Here is an 18709-nt window from a genome sequence, read left to right on the forward strand (position 1 = left end):
GGTCGCGGCCTATCCTGGATAGGTGACCGACACCCGCGACGACGCCGACCTCGCTGCCGATCTCGCCCTCGCTCTCCGTCTGGCGGACGCAGCGGACGCCCAGTCGCTGCCCCGGTTCGACGCCGCCGATCTGCAGGTCTCGCGCAAGGCCGACCGCTCGCACGTCACCGACGCCGACCTGGCCACCGAGCGCGCCATCCGCGAGCTGCTCGCAGCCGAGCGCCCCGCCGACGGCATCTTCGGCGAGGAGTACGGCGCCGAGGGCGACACCCATCGCCAGTGGATCATCGACCCGATCGACGGCACGGCGAACTTCCTGCGCGGGGTGCCGCTGTGGGGCACGATGATCGCTCTCGCGATCGACGGCGTGCCGCGCGTCGGCGTGGTCAGCATGCCTGCCCTGGCCCGCCGCTGGTGGTCAGCCGACGATCTCGGCGCGTGGACGAACGCCGCCGACGGCCCCCGCCGCCTTTCGGTGTCCGACGTGGACTCGCTCGACGACGCGAGCATCAGCTTCCAGAGCATCGGGCAGTGGGCTGACGCCGGGAAGCTTGCCGAACTCCACGCCGTCGCCGACCGGGTGTGGCGCGACCGCGCCTACGGTGACGTGTACAGCTACATGCTTCTCGCCGAAGGCCGAATCGACATGGTCGCCGAGTTCGACGTCAAGGAGTACGACATCGCCGCAGCCGTGGCGATCGTTCGAGAAGCCGGCGGCCGCATGACCGCCTTCGACGGAGCCGAGACCCTGTCGGCGCTGTCCACGCTCGCCACGAACGGCATCCTGCACGACCCCTTCCTGTCCCTGTTCCGCGACGCGCACCTCCCCTGAGCGCACCGCTCCCCCTCCCCGGAATCCCTCTATGAGCCCCCGCATCCCCCTCACGTTCAGCGCGCTCGCAGCCGTTCTGCTGCTGGCATCGTGCGCCGCCCCCGAGGCCACGCGCCCACCGTCATCGAGTTCGTCGATGAGCACCGAGCCGACCACCACCGCGAGCACGGCACCGGCCGACGTCGAGACGCCGACCCCGGGCGCCGAGCCCACCTGCAAGACGATCATCACCCCGGGCACGGTCGACGCCCTGACCTCCCAGGGATGGACGTCGAAGCAGCAGGAGCTGCGCATCGGCGAGACGCTGGTGCCGGACGGTCTGCTGTGCATGTGGGCAGACTTCAGCACGGCATCCGACCACGGCCAGATGTACGGGTGGGGCACGCTCGACGCGCGCACCTCCGACGTCGCTCAGGCGAACCTGAAGCGCGACGGCTGGCTGCGCTCGAGCGAGGGAGACCAGGTGTACTTCACCGAGGATCCCGCCTACGCCATCGCAACCGACGAGGACGGCTTCGGCATGACCTACGAGTTCGGCGACGGCTGGGTGAAGTTCGCAGACACGAAACAGGGCCTGCTGCTCATCGAGTGGAAGGGATGAGCGAACAGGCCCGGTTGTGAAGGCGCCGCCCGGTTAGCGGCGCCTTTCGTCACTTCTGGCGGTGGCCCCAGTTGTCGGAGCGGCGAGTCGCGCTTCCGCGCTGCCGCATCACGTACGCCATGGCGATGCTGACCATGATGATGCCGGCGCTGAACGCCACACCCTGCCATGCCGGCATCTCCCACGCGGCGCCGAGAAGCCACATACCACCCATGAACAGCACGAGGAACACGATGAAGTCGACCATGTCGAAGCCTTTCCGATCGTCGGATTACCCTCTCAGCTTACCGGTCTGATGGGGCGCCCCGCGGATGCCCCGGTCGGGGTCGCGCGGCTAGAGTTGTGGCATGCCGAGGACCCGCCCGTGACCGCGACGACCCGCGGTCCGTCGCGCCGCGGGCGCCCGGGACACGACCGCGCCGACGTCATCCGCGTCGGCGTCCAGCTCTTCAATGAGCAGGGCTACGATGCGACGTCCGTGTCGGATCTGACCGCGCGGCTCGGCGTCACGAAGTCGGCGCTGTACCACCACGTCGACTCGAAGGAGCAGATCCTCGAGATCGCCCTCGACGACGCGCTGGGCGGTCTGGAGGATGCCCTGGATGCCGCCCTCGAGCATCCCACCGCCGGTGAACGGCTCACCGCCATCGTCGACGGCGCCGTGCGGGTGCTGACCGGGCGGCAGCCGCAGGTGACGCTGCTGCTGCGCCTGCGCGGCAACAGCGACCTCGAGCTCGCCGCGCTCGAGCGCCGTCGCCGCTTCGATCACACGGTCACCGGCCTCGTGCAGCAGGCGCAGGCGGAGGGGCTCGTGAGAGCGGATCTGGATGCCGGTGTCGCCACCCGCCTGATCTTCGGGATGATCAATTCGGTCGTCGAGTGGTATCGGACGGACGGCCCCGTCGACCCGGAGCTGCTCGGCGCGGAGATCCGCGCGGTCGCGTTCGACGGGTTGCGCCCTCGGGCGTGACGCGAACGCGACGTCTCGGGGCTGATGTTCCACAGTGACAGCGGCTGGTGGAGCTGGGGGGAATCGAACCCCCGTCCGACGCTGCTCATCCACGTCTTCTCCGGGCGCAGTCTGTGGAGGCGTTCTGCTCGGCTCCGACCTTTGTCACAGACACCTAAGTCGACGAGCCCAGTCTGGGAAGAGTCCCACGTGACGTCCAGACGCCATCACGCAGCTAGATCCCTAGATGACGCCAGGGTCCGTATCGGGATCAGATACGGTCTGACGGACTATCGGGCTCGCTTAGGCAGCGAGGGCGAAGTCGTTGCGCTTGGTTTCGGCAACTATGGTTTTGCAGGGAGCGTTCACGAGATAACCCTGCATCCTCGGCCCGCTTCTCGTCGATACACAGGCGCCGTCGAAACCGATCAGCCCCGTGGACCTTCTTGCGAAGGAGCCGCTGTCACACTGTGGAATTACCAGCGGGAGCATGTGCTCCCGAGCATCACAGACTACAACGGATCCGACCCGGATGCTATTCCGGGGCGAGGCTGTGGCCGGTGTGCCGTACAGTCGCTCGCATGAGCGAAGTCATCATCACCGTCCGCGGCGAGCACGAACTGCGCGTCGCACCCGAGCGGGCCACCATCCGGCTCACCGTGGCCCTCGACGGTCCTGACCGCGAGGAGGTCGTGCGCCGGACGCTGGCGCTCGCGGAGCCGGTGCGCGAAGGCATCACCGCACAGGAGCAGGCGGGGAGCGTGACCGCGTGGTCGAGCCAGCGGCTGAGCGTGTACGCCGAGCGGCCCTGGAACGCCGACGGCCGGAGGCTCGCGCCCGTGTACCGGGCAAGCGTCGACTTCACCGCCACCTTCGCCGACATCTCCGAGCTGTCGCTCTGGGCGACCGAGCTCTCCGGCGAAGACGGCGTCGCGCTCGGCGACGTCGACTGGCATCTGACCCCGGAGACGGAACGCGATGTGGAGCGCGAGGTCGCGACTCAGGCGGTCGGCGTCGCCGTGTCGCGCGCTCAGGCGTACGCCGAGGCGCTCGGACTGCGCACCGTGACCCCGCTGGAGATCGCTGATCGTGGATTGATCTCCGCCGAGGCTCCCGGCTTCGCGCCGGTCGCGATGCGCGCTGCGGGCGCATTCGACGCGTCGCCCGCGATGGAGTTCCAAGGCGAGGAGATCACCGTCTCGGCGACCGTGGAGGGCCGCTTCTCGGCATCCTGATCCGGCATCGGGCGCGTGCGGATCCGCACGCGCCCGCCCGACGCATCAGCCGATCGCGAAGGGCGCGAGCTCGGCGGCCAGACGCTCGGAGACGTGCGCGTGCACAGCCGTGCCGTTCTCCTCATGCTCGGACGAGACCAGCACACCGCTCTCGTGCACCGCCGAGATGAGGTCCCCCCTGTCATACGGCACGAGCGCGCGCACCTCGACGGCGGGCATCGGAAGCCGCCGCTCGATCTCGGCGCGCAGCTCGGCGATGCCCTCCCCCGTTCGTGACGACACGAAGTGGGAGTCTGGTGCGAGACCGCGCAGCACGAGCCGCTCGTCCTCATGGATCAGGTCGGCCTTGTTGAAGACGACCATCTCGGGGATGTCGCGGCCGCCGACGTCGCCGATCACGTCGCGCACCGTCTGCAGCTGCGCGGACGGGTCGGGATGCGAGGCGTCGACGACGTGCACGAGCAGGTCGGCCTGGCCGACCTCCTCCAGCGTCGAACGGAACGCCTCGACCAGCTGGTGCGGCAGGTTGCGCACGAAGCCGACGGTGTCGGCAAGCGTGTACACGCGGCCGTCGGCCGACTCCGCGCGGCGCACCGTGGCGTCCAGGGTAGCGAACAGGGCGTTCTCGACGAGCACGCCGGCGCTGGTCAGCGCGTTCAGCAGGCTCGACTTGCCCGCGTTGGTGTATCCCGCGATCGCGACCGACGGGATGGTGTTGCGCTTGCGCTCGGCGCGCTTCGCGTCGCGCGCGGGCGCGAAGTCACGGATCTGCTTGCGCAGCTGCGCCATGCGGGTGCGGATGCGACGGCGGTCGAGCTCGATCTTCGTCTCACCCGGTCCGCGCGAGCCCATGCCCGCGCCGCCGGCGCCGACCTGGCCACCGGCCTGGCGGCTCATCGACTCACCCCAGCCACGCAGGCGCGGCAGCAGGTACTCGAGCTGCGCGAGCTCGACCTGCGCCTTGCCCTCGCGGCTCTTCGCGTGCTGGCTGAAGATGTCGAGGATGACGGTGGTCCGGTCGATGACCTTCACCTTCACGACGTCCTCGAGCGCGCGTCGCTGGCTGGAGGCGAGCTCCGCGTCGGCGATGACGGTGTCGGCGCCGACCGCGGCGACGATGTCCTTCAGCTCCTGCGCCTTGCCCCGGCCGAGGTAGGTCGCAGGGTCGGGGTGCGGCCTGCGCTGCAGCAGACCGTCGAGCACCACGGCACCGGCGGTCTCGGCGAGGGCGGCGAGCTCACGCAGCGAGTTCTCGGCATCCTCCTGCGCGCCCTGCGGGTACACGCCGACGAGTACGACGTTCTCGAGCCGCAGCTGCCGGTACTCGACTTCGGTGACGTCCTCGAGTTCGGTGGACAGCCCGGCGACGCGGCGCAGCGCGTGCCGGTCCTCGAGATCCCACTGCTCGCCGTCCGCGTCGGAATGACCGGCGGATGCCATGTCCTGCAGCGCCTGGGCGGCACCGAACACGCGCGGCTGCGTGCGCGGCTCTGCGTTCGCGAGCACGCGGTCCAGTGCGTCCTGTGTGGTGTTGTCGTCGTTGATGTTCGTCATCCGGTGGTGAACTCTGTCCTCTCTGAGAAGCGCCTTAACCTTAGCCCGCGGTGTCCGGTACGCTCACTGCATGCCGTCGTCCGATCATTACTTCAGTGCGGCCCCGGCCAGTGCCGAGAACCTCCGAACCATCACCGTTCCGCTCGCGGGACGCGATCGGGAGGTGACCACCGCGGGCGGCGTGTTCAGCCCCGAACGTCTCGACACGGGCACCGCGGTGCTGTTCGCCAATATGGCTCCTCTGCCGCCGAGCGGCAACTTCCTCGACCTCGGATGCGGGTGGGGTCCGATCAGTCTCACGATGGCCCTTTCGACGCCGCACGCCGTGATCTGGGCGGTGGATGTGAACGAGCGCGCACTGGATCTCACCAGGCGCAACGCCGAAGCCCTCGGCCTCACCAATGTGAACGCCGTGAAGCCCGAGGATGTTCCCGACGACCTGGTCTTCACCACGATCCGCTCGAATCCGCCGATCCGGGTGGGCAAGAGCGAGCTGCACAACATGCTCGAGCGCTGGATCCCGCGCCTCGACGAGCGCAGCGACGCCTGGCTGGTGGTGCAGCGCAACCTCGGGTCCGATTCGCTGCAGCGGTGGATGGCCACGGTGTTCACGCCCGGCTTCAGCGTGAGCCGTGCGGCGACCGGCAAGGGGTACCGGATCCTCAAGGTGCGCCGGCACGGCACACCGCCGACCGCCCCGATCGTGCTGCCCGAGTGAGCGATCGACCTCAGACGAGGTCGATCTCGCCGCGGTAGACGAGCTGCGCGGGTCCGGACAGCGCGACGTGCTCGCCGTCCTCCGCGGGGAACATCCGCACCCCGAGCACACCGCCCGGCACCTCGACGCGCCACTGGTGTGGTGCCCTGGCGCCGGCCCAATGCCGCACCGCGAGAGCCGTGGCAGCGACGCCCGTGCCGCAGCTGAGGGTCTCGCCGACACCGCGCTCGTGCACGCGCATCCGCACATGCCCGACGCCGTCACGCACCAGCGGCTCACCGGGCACGACGAACTCGACGTTGGCTCCGTCGACGGGGGCCGGGTCGAGCACCGGGGTGGGATTGAGGTCGAGTTCCGCCAGTTCGTCGTCGGATGCCAGGGCGACCACCACGTGCGGGTTGCCGACGTCGATGCCGAGCCCTGGTCGCGGCACCGAGAGACCGGCCGCGCGGGCGAGCGGCTCGCCGCCGGCGAGCTTCCACAGCCCGAGATCGACCTGGTAGCCGGTCTCGGAGCGCATCACGTCGCGCACGCCCGCCCTCGTGCCGATTGGCAGCGTCGAGCCACTGTCGATCGTGGCGAGACCGGCACGCAGCAGGTAGTGAGCGAAGACGCGGATGCCGTTGCCGCACATCTCGGCGATCGACCCGTCGGCATTGCGGTAGTCCATGAACCACTCGGCCTCGGGCTCTTCAGCCAGAACCGTCGCGCCTTCAGGAATGGCCACCGAACGCACGACCCGCAGCACGCCGTCAGCGCCGACGCCGAAGTTGCGGTCGCAGAGCGCCTGCACCTGGGTCGCTGACAGATCCAGCTCGCCGTCGACGTCCTCGATGATCACGAAGTCGTTGCCGGTGCCGTGCCCCTTGGTGAATGCGACCATACGAACAGTCTAGAGAGCGCCGGAACCCGTGACCCGGTACCGGCCGCACAGCAATGGGTGCACACCCAGGTCGGCTGCGCGTAGTCCCAGCGGCCCTGTTCGTACCGCATGACCCATTCGAATGTCGACGCGGCCGGGGCTCAGTGGATCAGCGACTCGACGTCGACGGGGTGCTCGGCCCACTCGATGTCGGGATAGCGCTTGAACCACGACACCTGCCGCCGCGCGTAGCGACGGGTGAGGGCCTGCGTCTCGGCGATCGCATCGTCTTGAGTGGTGTCGCCGCGCAGCTGCGCGAGAGCCTGGGCGTATCCGATCGCTCGCGACGCGGTGACGCCGTCTTCGATTCCGTCGACACGCAGGCGCTCGACCTCGTCGAGCATCCCGCCCTGCCACATCCATTCCACTCGTCGATCGAGCCGCTCGACCAGCAGCTCCCGCGGCGTGTGAAGACCGATGATCCGGGTAGCCGGATGCCACAGCTCCGGCTTCTCGGGCAGCGCGGCCCCGTGCGTGGTGCCGCCCTGCTCGATCACCTCGAGCGCGCGGACGACGCGCCGGCCGTTCTTCGGATCGATGCGCGCCGCTGTCGCGGGGTCGCGCTCGCGTAGCCGTTCGAACAGCGCGCCCGCACCGCTCTCGGCAAGCTCGGCTTCGAGGCGCGCCCGGAGCGCGGCATCCCTCGGCGGGAACCGGAAGTCGAAGATCACGCTTGAGACGTACAGTCCGGATCCGCCGACGAGGATCGCATCTCCCCCGCGGGCGTGGATGGCGGCGATCGCCTCACGGGCGAGCGGCTGATACCAGGCGACGGCCGCCTCATCGGTGACCTCGCGGACGTCGAACAGGTGGTGCGGGATGCCGCGCCGCTCGTCGATGCGGAGCTTGGCGGTGCCGATGTCCATGCCCCGGTACAGCTGCATGGCGTCGGCGTTGACGACCTCGGCCGGGTTGCCACGCGCACGCAGCTGCTCGGCGAGATCGAGTGCGAGCTCGCTCTTGCCGGTGCCCGTGGCGCCGACCACCGCCCAGAGCCGCGGCGCATCGGGCCGCGCCGCGCCGGGGATCAAGATCCGACAGGGCGCAGCGTGGGCAGTCCCAGGGAGACCGCGCGCGGCGCGCCGGACTCCCCCGACGGTGCGGGGACGCCGCACGACGCGGCCTGCGCGCGATCCCACGCGTCGCCGCCGCGGGTGCGGCGGATGCGCAGCGGTGCGCCGGTCGGGTCGTCGGCGAGCAGATGGAACGGCGCGCCGTGCGTGATCTTCGCCGTGACGACGTCGCCGGGGCGCGGGAGCTCGGATCCGGGGGTCACCTCGAAGTGCACGAGCCGGTTGTCTTCAGCACGCCCGGTGAGGCGATGCGTCGAGGCATCCTTCTTGCCCTCGCCGACGGAGACGAGCACCTCGACCTCGCGGCCGACCTGCTTCTGGTTCTCCTCCAGCGAGATCCGCTCCTGCAGGGCGATCAGGCGGTTGTACCGCTCTTGCACGGCCTCCTTCGGCACCTGGTTCTGCATCGTGGCCGCCGGCGTGCCCTCGCGGATGGAGTACTGGAAGGTGAAGGCGCCCGAGAAGCGGGACTGCTCGACGACGCGCATGGTGTCTTCGAAGTCCTCGTCGGTCTCACCGGGGAAGCCGACGATGATGTCGGTGGTGATGGCCGCGTGCGGGATGCGCTCGCGCACGCGCTCGATGATGCCGAGGTAGCGGGAGCTGCGGTACGAGCGACGCATCGCCTTGAGGATGCTGTCACTGCCCGACTGCAACGGCATGTGCAGCTGAGGCATCACGTTGGGCGTCTCGGCCATCGCATCGATGACGTCGTCGGTGAACGCGGCGGGGTGCGGGCTGGTGAAGCGGATGCGCTCGAGTCCTTCGATCTCTCCCGCTGCGCGCAGCAGCTTGCTGAACGCCTGGCGGTCGCCGAACTCGACACCGTAGGAGTTGACGTTCTGCCCGAGCAGCGTGACCTCGATCGCTCCGTCTTCGACGAGCAGCCGGATCTCATTGAGGATGTCGCCGGGACGGCGGTCCTTCTCCTTGCCTCGCAGGCTCGGGACGATGCAGAACGTGCAGGTGTTGTTGCAGCCGACCGAGATCGACACCCAGCCGCTGTGCGCGGAGTCGCGCTTGGTGGGCAGCGTCGACGGGAAGATCTCGAGCGACTCGAGGATCTCGAGCTCGGCCTCGCCGTTGTGGCGTGCGCGCTCGAGCAGGCCGGGCAGGGAGCCCATGTTGTGCGTGCCGAAGACGACGTCGACCCAGGGAGCCTTGTCGAGCACCGCCTGCTGGTCCATCTGCGCGAGGCATCCGCCGACGGCGATCTGCATGCCCTCGTGCTTGTCCTTTCGGGACTTGAGATGCCCGAGGGTGCCGTACAGCTTGCCGGCGGCGTTGTCGCGCACGGCGCAGGTGTTGATGATCACGATGTCGGCCTCGTCGCCGGCATCCGCCCGCACGTACCCTGCGCTCTCGAGCGAACCCGACAGGCGCTCGGAGTCGTGCACGTTCATCTGGCAGCCGAAGGTGCGCACCTCGTAGGAGCGACGGCGCCCGTCGGCGGTCATCGCCGCGGTGGAGAGCGCGATGATCGTCGGTTCGGAAGAGAGAGAAGACATGGTGGTTCCATTCTACGAGCCGCCCGGCCGGGTGGCGGGGCGGCTCGTAGAGAGGATGCTCAGTCGGAGTCGACGAATCGCACGCCGGAGGAGTGCGCACCGGACGGGCGGGTCGTCGCGCGACGCACTCCGACCTCGCCCAGGGCTGTGCGTGCGGCGTTCATCGCGACGGAGCCGCCGTAGCCGCGGCGGGCCAGCTGCCCGTGCAGCCGGCGCAGTGCGGTGTCGTAGTCGAGGCGGCTCATGCCCGATGCCTTGCTGCGGGCGAACTCCAGCGCCCGCTCGGCATCGTCGTCGGGCAGCTCAGCGAGCGCGTCGTCGACGATGTCACGCGGGATGCCGCGCTGCCCGAGCGACCGCGCCAGGGCGATGCGTCCCTGCCCCTTCCGCTCGGATCCTGAGGTCACCAGCAGCGAGGCGAGCGTGTGATCGTCGAGGTAGCTGCGGCGGAGGAACTCGTCGATGACGTCGTCGATCGCGTCGCGGTCGAGACCGTTCTCGCGCAGCACCGACCGCGCCTCCGAGACCGACAGCTGCTTGGCGCGCAGCTTGCGCACCAGAGCCTCCTCTGCGCGCTGACGGATCTCGTCGGCATCCGATTCGAGCGGCACGGCGTCGTCATGATTCTCGGCCGGATCGTCGAGCCGCGGAGCTCCCCCGAACAACGGGATCACCGGGGCGAGCCCGTCGTCAGCGGAGGACATCAGGCCGGACGGCGTTCGGCGAGCTCGTCGACGGTGTCTTCCGCCTTGGCGCCCACACCCAGCTTCTGCTTGATCTGCGTCTCGATCGCCATGGCGACGTCGTCGTTCTTGATCAGGAAGTTGCGGGCGTTCTCCTTGCCCTGGCCGAGCTGGTCACCGTCGTAGGTGTACCACGAGCCAGACTTCTTGACGATGCCGTGCTCGACGCCGAAGTCGATGAGGCTGCCCTCGCGCGAGATCCCGATGCCGTAGAGGATGTCGAACTCCGCCTGCTTGAACGGCGGGGCCATCTTGTTCTTGACGACCTTGACACGGGTGCGGTTTCCGACCGCCTCGGTGCCGTCCTTCAGGGTCTCGATGCGCCGGATGTCGAGGCGCACCGAGGCGTAGAACTTCAGCGCCTTACCGCCGGCCGTGGTCTCGGGCGAGCCGAAGAACACACCGATCTTCTCGCGCAGCTGGTTGATGAAGATGGCCGTGGTCCTGGTCTGGTTCAGCCCACCGGTCAGCTTTCGCAGCGCCTGCGACATGAGACGCGCCTGCAGACCCACGTGCGAGTCGCCCATCTCGCCCTTGATCTCGGCCTCGGGCACGAGGGCGGCGACGGAGTCGATGACGACGAGGTCGATCGCGCCGGAGCGGATCAGCATGTCGGCGATCTCGAGGGCCTGCTCACCCGTGTCGGGCTGCGAGACGAGCAGCTGGTCGATGTCGACGCCGAGCTTGCGTGCGTATTCGGGGTCGAGCGCGTGCTCGGCGTCGATGAACGCGGCGATTCCGCCGGCGCGCTGCGCGTTGGCGATCGCGTGCAGGGTCAGCGTCGTCTTACCGGACGATTCGGGACCGTAGATCTCGATGATGCGTCCACGCGGCAGACCTCCGATGCCGAGGGCGACGTCGAGGGCGATCGACCCGGTCTGGATCACCTCGACAGGAGCGCGCTCGTCGCTGCCCAGTCGCATGATCGACCCCTTGCCGAACTGACGCTCGATGTGTGCGAGTGCGGAATCCAGGGCCTTCTCGCGGTCGTCGGTGGATGGCATGACGTGCTCCTCTGTATCTCGAAGTTCTGCCGCCTGTAGGCTGTCGCGGCCGTTCCGGATGGAGTGACTCTGCGACAAGGCGTATGGCTCAGTGCCACATCTCTCACCGTATGAGCGGCCACCGACATTGGATCGGTGACAGCGTCTGATGTGGAGAAGATGACCTCAAGACCACTTGTGCAGAACATTACGCACACATCGAACACATCTTCGACGACACGCCGAGGATTGGCCGCAGAGTTTCGTTCAGCGCTCGCGTGGATCCAGCCGTCCCACGCCGTAGCGCCGCGTCGCAGGCACGTCGGTCTCATCACACAGCGCGAGCCAGATATCGCGCGGCGGCACCCCGGCATCCAGTGCCTCACGGGCCGTCCTGCCCAGCGTGCCCAGGATCAGGTCGTGCACAAGAGAATCCGCGCGGCCGCCGAACTCGTCGTCGACCGCGCGGAGGAACTCGCTTCGTCGCATGTGGGGAGTGCGCTGCGGCGTCAGTGCAGCGACAGCTCGGGCTCGACCGCGGCGACGAGATCGTCGGGGACGACGTCCGGGAACGGACTGAGGCCTTCGAGCACGGAAATGCGGTCGCCGACCTCGCGCATGATCGTCGAGATGGGCACGTCGAGTGCCTCTGCGACCGATGCGAGGATCTCGCTCGACGCCTCCTTCTGACCGCGCTCGACCTCGCTCAGATACCCGAGAGCCACGGAGGCCTTGCTCGCGACCTGGCGCAGAGTGCGCCCCTTCTGCAGGCGGAAGTCCCGCAGCACATCGCCGATTTCCTGTCTGACGAGGATCATCGGAACCTCCTTTCCGTTGCGCCACCCGGAGACTGCTCCGAGGGGATCGCCAGTCTAACCCGATCGGTTGTCGTCGAATCTACTGTTTCTCGCTGTGCTTGAGTTGTGAGTGAGCGGCTTGTCACGTAGAAGACAACGTCGATGCGCGCGGGCCTATTCCCGCACCGCTGCCAGCGCCGCGGAGACGGCCGCCGCTGTCGCCTGCGCACGGATCTCGGCGCGCGTGCCGGCGAACAGGTTCGGGATGCTCCGGATGCCCGTCGCCGTGGCGACGCCGATGTGCACAGTGCCGACCGGCTGGCCGTCGGGCGAGTCCGGCCCGGCGATCCCCGTCGTCGCGATGCCCACGTCGGCCGGACGATCGTCGACGGCCACGGCGCGCCGCACCCCCTCGGCCATCTGCGCGGCCACGTCGGGATGCACGGCACCGTGCTCGGCGAGCAGAGCGGCGTCCACGCCGAGCAGCGTGTGCTTGACCGGGGTCGCATAGGCGACGATGCCGCCGAGCAGAGCAGCCGACGCACCGGGGACCGACACGATCTCGGCGGCGACCGCACCTCCGGTGAGCGACTCCGCGACGCCCAGCGTCCAGCCGCGCTCGCGCAGAGCGGCGACCAGCAGCGCGGCGTCGGTCATCCGGCCCTCCGGCGACCGCGCACCTGCGCCACGATGTAGTCGATGCCGCTCGCGACGGTGAGCACGAGCGCCAGGATCATCAGCACCTGCGTGACCACCACCCAGGCCGTGTGACCGACGAGCCCGCCCAGCGGCAGCAGCGCCCAGCTCAGCGCGAGGCCCTGGACGACGGTCTTGATCTTGCCCATCCAGGCCGCGGCGACGACGTGCTCGTGCACGAGTGTGAAGCGGTGGATCGTGATCGCCCACTCACGGACGAGGATCACGATGACGATCCACCACGGAACCTCGCCGAGGATGGCGAGCCCGAGGAAGCCCGCGCCGGTGAGCAGCTTGTCGGCGATCGGATCCCACAGCTTTCCGAAGTCGCTCACGATGTCGTACCTGCGCGCGAGGTAGCCGTCGACCCAGTCGGTCGAGATGGCGAGCACGAAGAGCCCCGCAGCCACCCAGCGCATGACGATGTCGTCGGCGCCGAACGCACCCGCGAGAAGAAGGAGCACGAAGAAGACGACCGCGAGCGGGATGCGGGCGATCGTGATCGCGTTGGGAAGCTGCCTCGGAATCGTCATCAGTCGCGCCCCGTCAGTCCCCAGGCGTCTTCGTCGCCGTCGTCATCGCTCTCGACCACCGGCAGCCCTTCGAACTGCTGGGCCACGGGATCGCGTCCGTACGGGTCGGCGGAGGCGCTCGCGGGCGGTGCGGCAGGCGCGGCAGGTGCCGGTGCGTCGTCTCCGCGCAGCTTCGCGAGCACTCCCGGCAGCTGCTCCGACGTGACCAGCACATCGCGGGCCTTCGAGCCCTCCGAGGGCCCGACGATCTCGCGTGATTCGAGCAGGTCCATGAGGCGTCCGGCCTTGGCGAAGCCGACGCGCAGCTTGCGCTGCAGCATCGACGTCGACCCGAACTGCGAAGACACGATCAGCTCGGCCGCCGCGAGCAGCAGTTCGAGATCGTCTCCGATGTCTTCGTCGACCTCCTTCTTGCGCGCTTCGGCCGACTCCTGCACGTCGGGGCGGTACTCGGGTCGCGCCTGCTGCGTGACGTGCTTCACGACCGCCGAGATCTCGGCCTCGTCGACCCAGGCGCCCTGCAGACGGAACGGCTTCGACGAGCCCATCGGCGAGAACAGCGCGTCGCCCTGACCGATCAGCTTGTCGGCGCCGGGCGCATCGAGGATGACGCGGCTGTCGGTGACGCTGGTGACGGCGAAGGCCAGACGCGAGGGCACGTTCGCCTTGATCAGGCCCGTGACGACGTCGACGCTGGGGCGCTGCGTGGCGAGCACGAGGTGGATGCCCGATGCGCGCGCCAGCTGGGTGATCCGAACGATCGAGTCCTCGACGTCCCGCGGGGCGACCATCATCAGGTCGGCGAGCTCATCGACCACGACCAGCAGGTAGGGGTAGGGCTTGAGCACGCGCTCGCTGCCCGGCGGCAGCTGCACCTCTCCGGCGCGCACCGCCTTGTTGAAGTCGTCGATGTGGCGGTAGCCGAACGACGCCAGGTCGTCGTACCGCATGTCCATCTCCTTCACGACCCACTGCAGCGCCTCGGCCGCCTTCTTCGGGTTCGTGATGATGGGCGTGATCAGGTGCGGCACGCCCGCGTAGTTGGTCAGCTCGACCCGTTTCGGGTCGATCAGCACCATGCGCACATCAGCGGGGCGGGCGCGCATGAGCAGGCTCGTGATCATCGAGTTCACGAAGCTGGACTTTCCCGACCCTGTCGAACCGGCGACGAGCAGGTGCGGCATCTTGGCCAGGTTCGCCACGACGATGTTGCCGCCGACATCCTTGCCGACGCCGATGGTCAGCGGGTGCGTGCTCTTCTGCGCCGCGCTCGAGCGCAGCACATCGCCGAGCGCGACGGTCTCCTTGTCGACGTTGGGGATCTCGATGCCGATGGCGCTCTTGCCCGGAATGGGCGACAGGATGCGCACGTCGTTCGACGCGACCGCATAGGCGAAGTTGTTGCTCAGCTGCAGGATCTTCTCGACCTTGACGCCGTGACCGACCTCGATCTCGTACTGCGTGACCGTCGGACCGCGCGAGAAGCCGGTGACCTTGGCGTCGACCTTGAACTGCTCGAGCACGCTGGTGATCTGCTCGATCGTGCGGTCGGTGGCATCCGAGCGCACCACCGGCGGCGGCCCGGGTTTCAGCACCGCCGTCGAGGGGAGCACGTAGGGGGCGGCGGGCGCCTGCATCCCCTTCTCCCCCGGCCCCGCTGTTCCGAAGCCGTCGAGACCGGGCAGCTCGCCCGTGGAACCCGAGTCGTCGAGCAGGGCGGTCGTGCTCTGCTCGCCGAGCAGCCCGGTGAGGGCGCTGACGTCGGAGAGCACCTCGGTCGCCGCATCCGCCCCGCCGTGGGTCGCGGGCTCGTCGTCGACGATGACCGCCTGGTCGTACGCGCTCTTCTGCGACGGCTCGTCGAAGAGCGCCGTGATGGCCTGGGAGTCGACGTCGTCGTCCGGCGTCTCCTCTCGCCCGCTCTTGTTGCGTCGCCACCACGGCAGCGCGTCGTCTTTCTCGGCGTCATCGGCGGCCACAACCTCCTCCGCCGAGGGACGCAGGGGCCGCTCGGCGCCGAACATCCAGGCGTACAGGTCGCCCAGCCGCTCGCCGATGCGGTTCGGCGGCGTCTTGGTGAGGATCAGGATGCTGAGCACCGCGAGCAGCGCGAGGATGACGTACGCGACGACCGGGGTGAGGAAGGCGAGGGGCTCACCGAGCATCCAGCCGAAGAGTCCGCCGGCGCCGCTGAGCTCGGGCATCCCGTCGCGCGGCTGCGGCCTGACGACCGCGCCGGTCGCGCCGACGGTGCCCGAGGCGACGTGCAGGATGCCGGCGAGCGACAGCACGAACAGACCGAAGCCGATCCCGATCCGGCCGTTGTCATGCACCGACGACGGATGACGGAACAGCCACCCTGCGAGAAGAAGCAGCAGCACCGGGAGCACGAACGCGACCCGGCCGACCAGCAGACCCCAGGTGAACGCGCTGATGTTCTGTGCGATCACGTTGCCGATGAAGAACCACTCGACCACGCCGCCGATGATGGCGAACAGCACCAGCAGCAGCGGGAAGCCGTCGCGTCGCTGATCTTTCTCGAGGTTCTCCGGACCGAAAGCACGGAACAGACCGCCGACCCCGTGTGCGAGCCCGAGCCACATGCGGACCCCGAGCGGGGGTCGCTCGGCCTCGTCGATGTACTTCTTCGGAGCCGGAGCGGCTTTCGCGCTCGATCGGGCCGTCGTCTGCCGCTTCGGGCGGGACGAGTTCGCGCTCTCGGACGCGCGCTCGGACTTGGTGGTGCTCCTGGCCATGTGTCCACGGTACGGCCGACGGCCGACAACCGCCCGCAGTGACGCGGCTTTACGCGGTATCAGGCCTCGATCACGAGGGGCACGATCATCGGGCGACGGCGCAGCTTCTGGTTGACCCAGCGCCCGATCGTGCGACGGATGATCTGCGAGAGCGCGTGGTTGTCGCGCACGCCGTTGCGCGCCGCCTCCTGCAGGGCGGCGATGATCTTCGGGGTGATGTCGTCGAACACCCGGTCGTCCTCCGCGACGCCGCGCGCATGGATCTCGGGTCCCGAGATGATGCCGCCGGTCGAGGAGTCCACCACGACGATGACCGACACGAAGCCCTCTTCACCGAGGATCCGGCGGTCCTTGAGATCGGCGTCGGTGATGCCGCCGACCGTCGATCCGTCGACGTACACGAAGCCGATGTCGAGCTGACCGGCGACCCGGGCCTCACCGTCACGCAGGTCGATGATGGTCCCGTTGCCGCCGACGATCGTGCGCTCCTCGGGCACGCCGGTGGCCTGGGCGAGCTTTGCGTTCGCGATGAGGTGACGGTACTCGCCGTGCACCGGCAGCACGTTCTTCGGCTTCAGGATGTTGTAGCAGTAGATCAGCTCGCCGGCCGCGGCGTGGCCCGAGACGTGCACCTGCGCGTTGGCCTTGTGCACCACGTCGGCGCCCAGCTTGGTGAGCCCGTCGATCACACGGTAGACCGCGTTCTCGTTGCCGGGGATGAGGCTCGAGGCGAGGATGACGGTGTCGCCCTCGCCGGGCTCGATCGCGTGGTCGAGGTTGGCCATGCGGCTGAGCACGGCCATCGGCTCACCCTGGGATCCCGTCGACATGTAGACGATCTTGTCGTCGGGCAGGTCACGGGCCTTCTTGTAGTCGATCAGCACGTTCGCGGGCACCTTCAGATAGCCCAGCTGCTCGGCGATCGTCATGTTGCGCACCATGCTGCGGCCCAGGAACGCCACGCGGCGACCGTGGGCGTGCGCGGCGTCGATGACCTGCTGCACACGGTGCACGTGGCTCGAGAAGCTGGCGACGATGACCCGGCGCCGCGCCTTGCCGATGACCTGCTCGAGAACGGGCCCGATCGATCGCTCGGTGGGCGTGAATCCCGGCACGTCGGCGTTGGTCGAGTCGACGAGGAACAGGTCGACGCCCTCCTCGCCGAGACGCGCGAAGGCGCGCAGGTCGGTGATCCGCCCGTCGAGCGGCAGCTGGTCCATCTTGAAGTCGCCCGTGGCCAGCGCGAGTCCGGCCGGGGTGCGGATGGCGACGGCCAGGGCATCCGGGATCGAGTGGTTGACCGCGACGAACTCGAGGTCGAACGGACCGACCTTCTCCTCCTGGCCCTCCCTCACGGTGAGGGTGAATGGCTTGATCCGGTGCTCCTTGAGCTTCGCCTCGACGAGTGCGAGCGTGAGCCCGGATCCGATCAGCGGGATGTCCTGCTTCAGGCGCAGCAGGTACGGCACCGCGCCGATGTGGTCTTCGTGACCGTGCGTGAGTACGACGCCGACCACGTCGTCGAGCCGGTGCTTGATCGGCTCGAAGTCGGGCAGGATCAGGTCGACGCCGGGCTGGTGCTCCTCGGGGAAGAGCACTCCGCAGTCGACGATGAGGATCTTGCCCTCGTACTCGAATGTGGTCATGTTGCGTCCGACCTCGCCCAGACCGCCCAGCGGGGTGACCCGCAGCGTTCCGGGAGCGAGCGGCTCGGGTTCGGCGAGGGGGAAGGACATTCGGTCTCCTCAAGCGGGCAGGCGGGGCCCGGTCATGTCGTTGTCAGCGCGAGGGCGCGCTCATCGTGTGGTGCCGTGCACCTTGGGCAGTGCGCCGCCGGCCGCAGCGTTGCGGTCGGGGCGGAAGTTCGAGAAGTCGGCGCCGGCGACATCCGTGACGAGGGCGATCTCATCCTCGATGAGGGCCGCCTCCCACTCCTCCGGGCCGACCAGGGGCAGGCGCACGCGCGGGCTGTTGATGCGGCCGAGTCCGTGCAGGATGTACTTCGCCGAGACCGTGCCGGGCACGTGCGTCATGACCGCTCGCACCAGCGGCTCGAGACGCTTGTGCTCGGCGGTCGCGGCCGTCAGGTCGCCCCGGTTGACCGCGTCGACGATGGTCCGGTACGGGGCCGAGGTGATGTTCCCGGTGACGCCGACGAGGCCCGTCGCACCGATCGACAGGTGCGGCAGCACGTTGGCGTCATCGCCGGAGAAGTACATCAGCTCGGTCTGGTTCAACACCCGGCTGACCTCGCTGAAGTCCCCCTTGGCGTCCTTGACCGCGAGGATGTTCGGATGCTTGGCCAGGCGCAGCATCGTCTCGTACCTGATCGGCACGCCGGTGCGGCCGGGGATGTCGTAGAGCATGACCGGCAGGTCGGTGGCGTCGGCGACCAGGCGGAAGTGGGTGAGGATGCCGGCCTGGGTGGGCTTGTTGTAGTACGGCGTGACGACCAGGAGCCCGTCGGCGCCGGCCTTCTCGCTAGCCTTGTACAGCTCGATGGCATGCGCGGTCTCGTTGGACCCGCCACCGGTGATGATCTTCGCCCGCCCGGCCGAGACATCCTTCCCGACCTCGACGAGACGGATCTTCTCGTCGTCGGTGAGGGTGGAGGTCTCACCCGTCGTGCCCGTGACGACGATGCCGTCGGCACCGTCGCTGATGACGCGGTCCAGGTGCTTCTCGGTGGCCGGCCAGTCGACCTCGCCGTCGGCGGTCATCGGGGTGACCAGCGCGACGAGCACCTGTCCGAAGGGATTTTCCGCGTGCGTCATCCTCTCAGCGTAGCGTTTCAGTGCCTGGCGCCGGG

General features: G+C 68.7%; 19 protein-coding genes and 1 other RNA gene. 5 read left to right on the forward strand and 15 right to left on the reverse strand.

Translation table 11 applies throughout. From position 1 onward, the window contains the following. Window positions 1-22 precede the first annotated feature (22 nt). Window positions 23-832: an inositol monophosphatase family protein gene (locus ACWGSM_RS02360; protein WP_452321372.1), complete on the forward strand. Its 810-nt coding sequence runs from the start codon at window positions 23-25 to the stop codon at window positions 830-832. 31 nt (window positions 833-863) lie between these two features. After that, window positions 864-1433 carry a hypothetical protein gene (locus ACWGSM_RS02365; RefSeq protein ID WP_452321373.1) on the forward strand — a complete coding sequence of 190 codons (570 nt, stop codon included), beginning with the start codon at window positions 864-866 and terminating at the stop codon, window positions 1431-1433. Window positions 1434-1482: 49 nt separating this feature from the next. Here the strand turns inward: ACWGSM_RS02365 and ACWGSM_RS02370 are convergent, their stop codons facing one another. Next, on the reverse strand, window positions 1483-1680 hold the full coding sequence (locus tag ACWGSM_RS02370; protein WP_452321374.1) for a hypothetical protein: 198 nt from the start codon (window positions 1678-1680) through the stop codon (window positions 1483-1485). A 117-nt stretch (window positions 1681-1797) separates the two neighbouring features. Here ACWGSM_RS02370 and ACWGSM_RS02375 point away from each other — a divergent pair, with 117 nt between their 5' ends. Beyond that, a complete protein-coding gene (locus ACWGSM_RS02375) occupies window positions 1798-2403 on the forward strand; it encodes a TetR/AcrR family transcriptional regulator (RefSeq protein WP_452321375.1) in 606 nt (201 codons plus the stop codon). 45 nt (window positions 2404-2448) lie between these two features. Here the strand turns inward: ACWGSM_RS02375 and ssrA are convergent. Continuing rightward, window positions 2449-2818: a transfer-messenger RNA gene (ssrA, locus tag ACWGSM_RS02380) on the reverse strand. Between the two features lie 145 nt (window positions 2819-2963). Between ssrA and ACWGSM_RS02385 the strand changes: the two genes are divergently transcribed. Then, the gene (locus ACWGSM_RS02385; RefSeq protein WP_452321376.1) at window positions 2964-3617 is read left to right on the forward strand and encodes an SIMPL domain-containing protein; all 654 of its coding nucleotides are present in this window, start codon (window positions 2964-2966) and stop codon (window positions 3615-3617) included. 45 nt (window positions 3618-3662) lie between these two features. On the opposite strand, the gene hflX is transcribed toward ACWGSM_RS02385, so the two are convergent. Beyond that, window positions 3663-5171 (reverse strand): GTPase HflX, encoded by a 1509-nt coding sequence (gene hflX, locus ACWGSM_RS02390; RefSeq protein WP_452321377.1) that lies wholly within the window; start codon window positions 5169-5171, stop codon window positions 3663-3665. Between the two features lie 70 nt (window positions 5172-5241). Here hflX and ACWGSM_RS02395 point away from each other — a divergent pair, with 70 nt between their 5' ends. Further along, on the forward strand, window positions 5242-5889 hold the full coding sequence (locus ACWGSM_RS02395; RefSeq protein WP_452321378.1) for a class I SAM-dependent methyltransferase: 648 nt from the start codon (window positions 5242-5244) through the stop codon (window positions 5887-5889). A gap of 10 nt (window positions 5890-5899) precedes the next feature. Here ACWGSM_RS02395 and dapF read toward each other — a convergent pair whose 3' ends face one another. From dapF to dapA, 12 genes are all read right to left on the reverse strand, one after another. Further along, window positions 5900-6772 (reverse strand): diaminopimelate epimerase, encoded by an 873-nt coding sequence (gene dapF / locus ACWGSM_RS02400; RefSeq protein ID WP_452321379.1) that lies wholly within the window; start codon window positions 6770-6772, stop codon window positions 5900-5902. 140 nt (window positions 6773-6912) lie between these two features. Then, a complete protein-coding gene (gene miaA, locus ACWGSM_RS02405; protein WP_452321380.1) occupies window positions 6913-7797 on the reverse strand; it encodes a tRNA (adenosine(37)-N6)-dimethylallyltransferase MiaA in 885 nt (294 codons plus the stop codon). Window positions 7798-7838: 41 nt separating this feature from the next. After that, entirely contained in the window at window positions 7839-9392 is a 1554-nt protein-coding gene (gene miaB / locus ACWGSM_RS02410; protein ID WP_452321381.1) for a tRNA (N6-isopentenyl adenosine(37)-C2)-methylthiotransferase MiaB, read from the reverse strand. Between the two features lie 59 nt (window positions 9393-9451). Continuing rightward, the gene (locus tag ACWGSM_RS02415) at window positions 9452-10096 is read right to left on the reverse strand and encodes a regulatory protein RecX (protein ID WP_452321382.1); all 645 of its coding nucleotides are present in this window, start codon (window positions 10094-10096) and stop codon (window positions 9452-9454) included. After that, on the reverse strand, window positions 10096-11139 hold the full coding sequence (gene recA, locus ACWGSM_RS02420; RefSeq protein ID WP_452321383.1) for a recombinase RecA: 1044 nt from the start codon (window positions 11137-11139) through the stop codon (window positions 10096-10098). Before recA ends, ACWGSM_RS02415 begins: the two co-directional genes overlap by 1 nt. A gap of 246 nt (window positions 11140-11385) precedes the next feature. After that, window positions 11386-11607 (reverse strand): DUF3046 domain-containing protein, encoded by a 222-nt coding sequence (locus ACWGSM_RS02425; RefSeq protein ID WP_452321384.1) that lies wholly within the window; start codon window positions 11605-11607, stop codon window positions 11386-11388. Between the two features lie 20 nt (window positions 11608-11627). Further along, window positions 11628-11936, reverse strand: coding sequence for a helix-turn-helix domain-containing protein (locus ACWGSM_RS02430; protein ID WP_313354850.1), 309 nt, complete (start codon window positions 11934-11936; stop codon window positions 11628-11630). A 153-nt stretch (window positions 11937-12089) separates the two neighbouring features. Next, a complete protein-coding gene (locus ACWGSM_RS02435) occupies window positions 12090-12572 on the reverse strand; it encodes a CinA family protein (RefSeq protein ID WP_452321385.1) in 483 nt (160 codons plus the stop codon). Beyond that, entirely contained in the window at window positions 12569-13144 is a 576-nt protein-coding gene (gene pgsA / locus ACWGSM_RS02440; protein ID WP_452321386.1) for a CDP-diacylglycerol--glycerol-3-phosphate 3-phosphatidyltransferase, read from the reverse strand. The genes ACWGSM_RS02435 and pgsA overlap by 4 nt, the downstream gene beginning before the upstream one ends. Further along, on the reverse strand, window positions 13144-15900 hold the full coding sequence (locus tag ACWGSM_RS02445; RefSeq protein ID WP_452321387.1) for a DNA translocase FtsK: 2757 nt from the start codon (window positions 15898-15900) through the stop codon (window positions 13144-13146). Before ACWGSM_RS02445 ends, pgsA begins: the two co-directional genes overlap by 1 nt. 59 nt (window positions 15901-15959) lie before the next feature. Further along, complete coding sequence (locus tag ACWGSM_RS02450; protein WP_452321388.1) at window positions 15960-17636, reverse strand: ribonuclease J; 1677 nt, start codon at window positions 17634-17636, stop codon at window positions 15960-15962. Window positions 17637-17696: 60 nt separating this feature from the next. After that, entirely contained in the window at window positions 17697-18674 is a 978-nt protein-coding gene (gene dapA / locus ACWGSM_RS02455; RefSeq protein ID WP_452321389.1) for a 4-hydroxy-tetrahydrodipicolinate synthase, read from the reverse strand. Between the last annotated feature and the right edge of the window lie 35 nt (window positions 18675-18709).

The sequence above is a fragment of the Microbacterium sp. NPDC055521 genome (assembly GCF_053619695.1).

What these genes read in the sequence shown, in the direction of transcription:
- ACWGSM_RS02365 (WP_452321373.1), top strand. Translation starts at nt 864, where the DNA reads ATGAGCCCCCGCATCCCCCTCACGTTCAGCGCGCTCGCAGCCGTTCTG.
- dapA (WP_452321389.1), bottom strand. Translation starts at nt 18,674, where the DNA reads ATGACGCACGCGGAAAATCCCTTCGGACAGGTGCTCGTCGCGCTGGTC.
- ACWGSM_RS02450 (WP_452321388.1), bottom strand. Translation starts at nt 17,636, where the DNA reads ATGTCCTTCCCCCTCGCCGAACCCGAGCCGCTCGCTCCCGGAACGCTG.
- hflX (WP_452321377.1), bottom strand. Translation starts at nt 5,171, where the DNA reads ATGACGAACATCAACGACGACAACACCACACAGGACGCACTGGACCGC.
- ACWGSM_RS02415 (WP_452321382.1), bottom strand. Translation starts at nt 10,096, where the DNA reads ATGTCCTCCGCTGACGACGGGCTCGCCCCGGTGATCCCGTTGTTCGGG.
- ACWGSM_RS02435 (WP_452321385.1), bottom strand. Translation starts at nt 12,572, where the DNA reads ATGACCGACGCCGCGCTGCTGGTCGCCGCTCTGCGCGAGCGCGGCTGG.
- pgsA (WP_452321386.1), bottom strand. Translation starts at nt 13,144, where the DNA reads ATGACGATTCCGAGGCAGCTTCCCAACGCGATCACGATCGCCCGCATC.
- ACWGSM_RS02445 (WP_452321387.1), bottom strand. Translation starts at nt 15,900, where the DNA reads ATGGCCAGGAGCACCACCAAGTCCGAGCGCGCGTCCGAGAGCGCGAAC.
- ACWGSM_RS02385 (WP_452321376.1), top strand. Translation starts at nt 2,964, where the DNA reads ATGAGCGAAGTCATCATCACCGTCCGCGGCGAGCACGAACTGCGCGTC.
- ACWGSM_RS02430 (WP_313354850.1), bottom strand. Translation starts at nt 11,936, where the DNA reads ATGATCCTCGTCAGACAGGAAATCGGCGATGTGCTGCGGGACTTCCGC.
- miaB (WP_452321381.1), bottom strand. Translation starts at nt 9,392, where the DNA reads ATGTCTTCTCTCTCTTCCGAACCGACGATCATCGCGCTCTCCACCGCG.
- ACWGSM_RS02370 (WP_452321374.1), bottom strand. Translation starts at nt 1,680, where the DNA reads ATGGTCGACTTCATCGTGTTCCTCGTGCTGTTCATGGGTGGTATGTGG.
- ACWGSM_RS02425 (WP_452321384.1), bottom strand. Translation starts at nt 11,607, where the DNA reads ATGCGACGAAGCGAGTTCCTCCGCGCGGTCGACGACGAGTTCGGCGGC.
- dapF (WP_452321379.1), bottom strand. Translation starts at nt 6,772, where the DNA reads ATGGTCGCATTCACCAAGGGGCACGGCACCGGCAACGACTTCGTGATC.
- recA (WP_452321383.1), bottom strand. Translation starts at nt 11,139, where the DNA reads ATGCCATCCACCGACGACCGCGAGAAGGCCCTGGATTCCGCACTCGCA.
- ACWGSM_RS02395 (WP_452321378.1), top strand. Translation starts at nt 5,242, where the DNA reads ATGCCGTCGTCCGATCATTACTTCAGTGCGGCCCCGGCCAGTGCCGAG.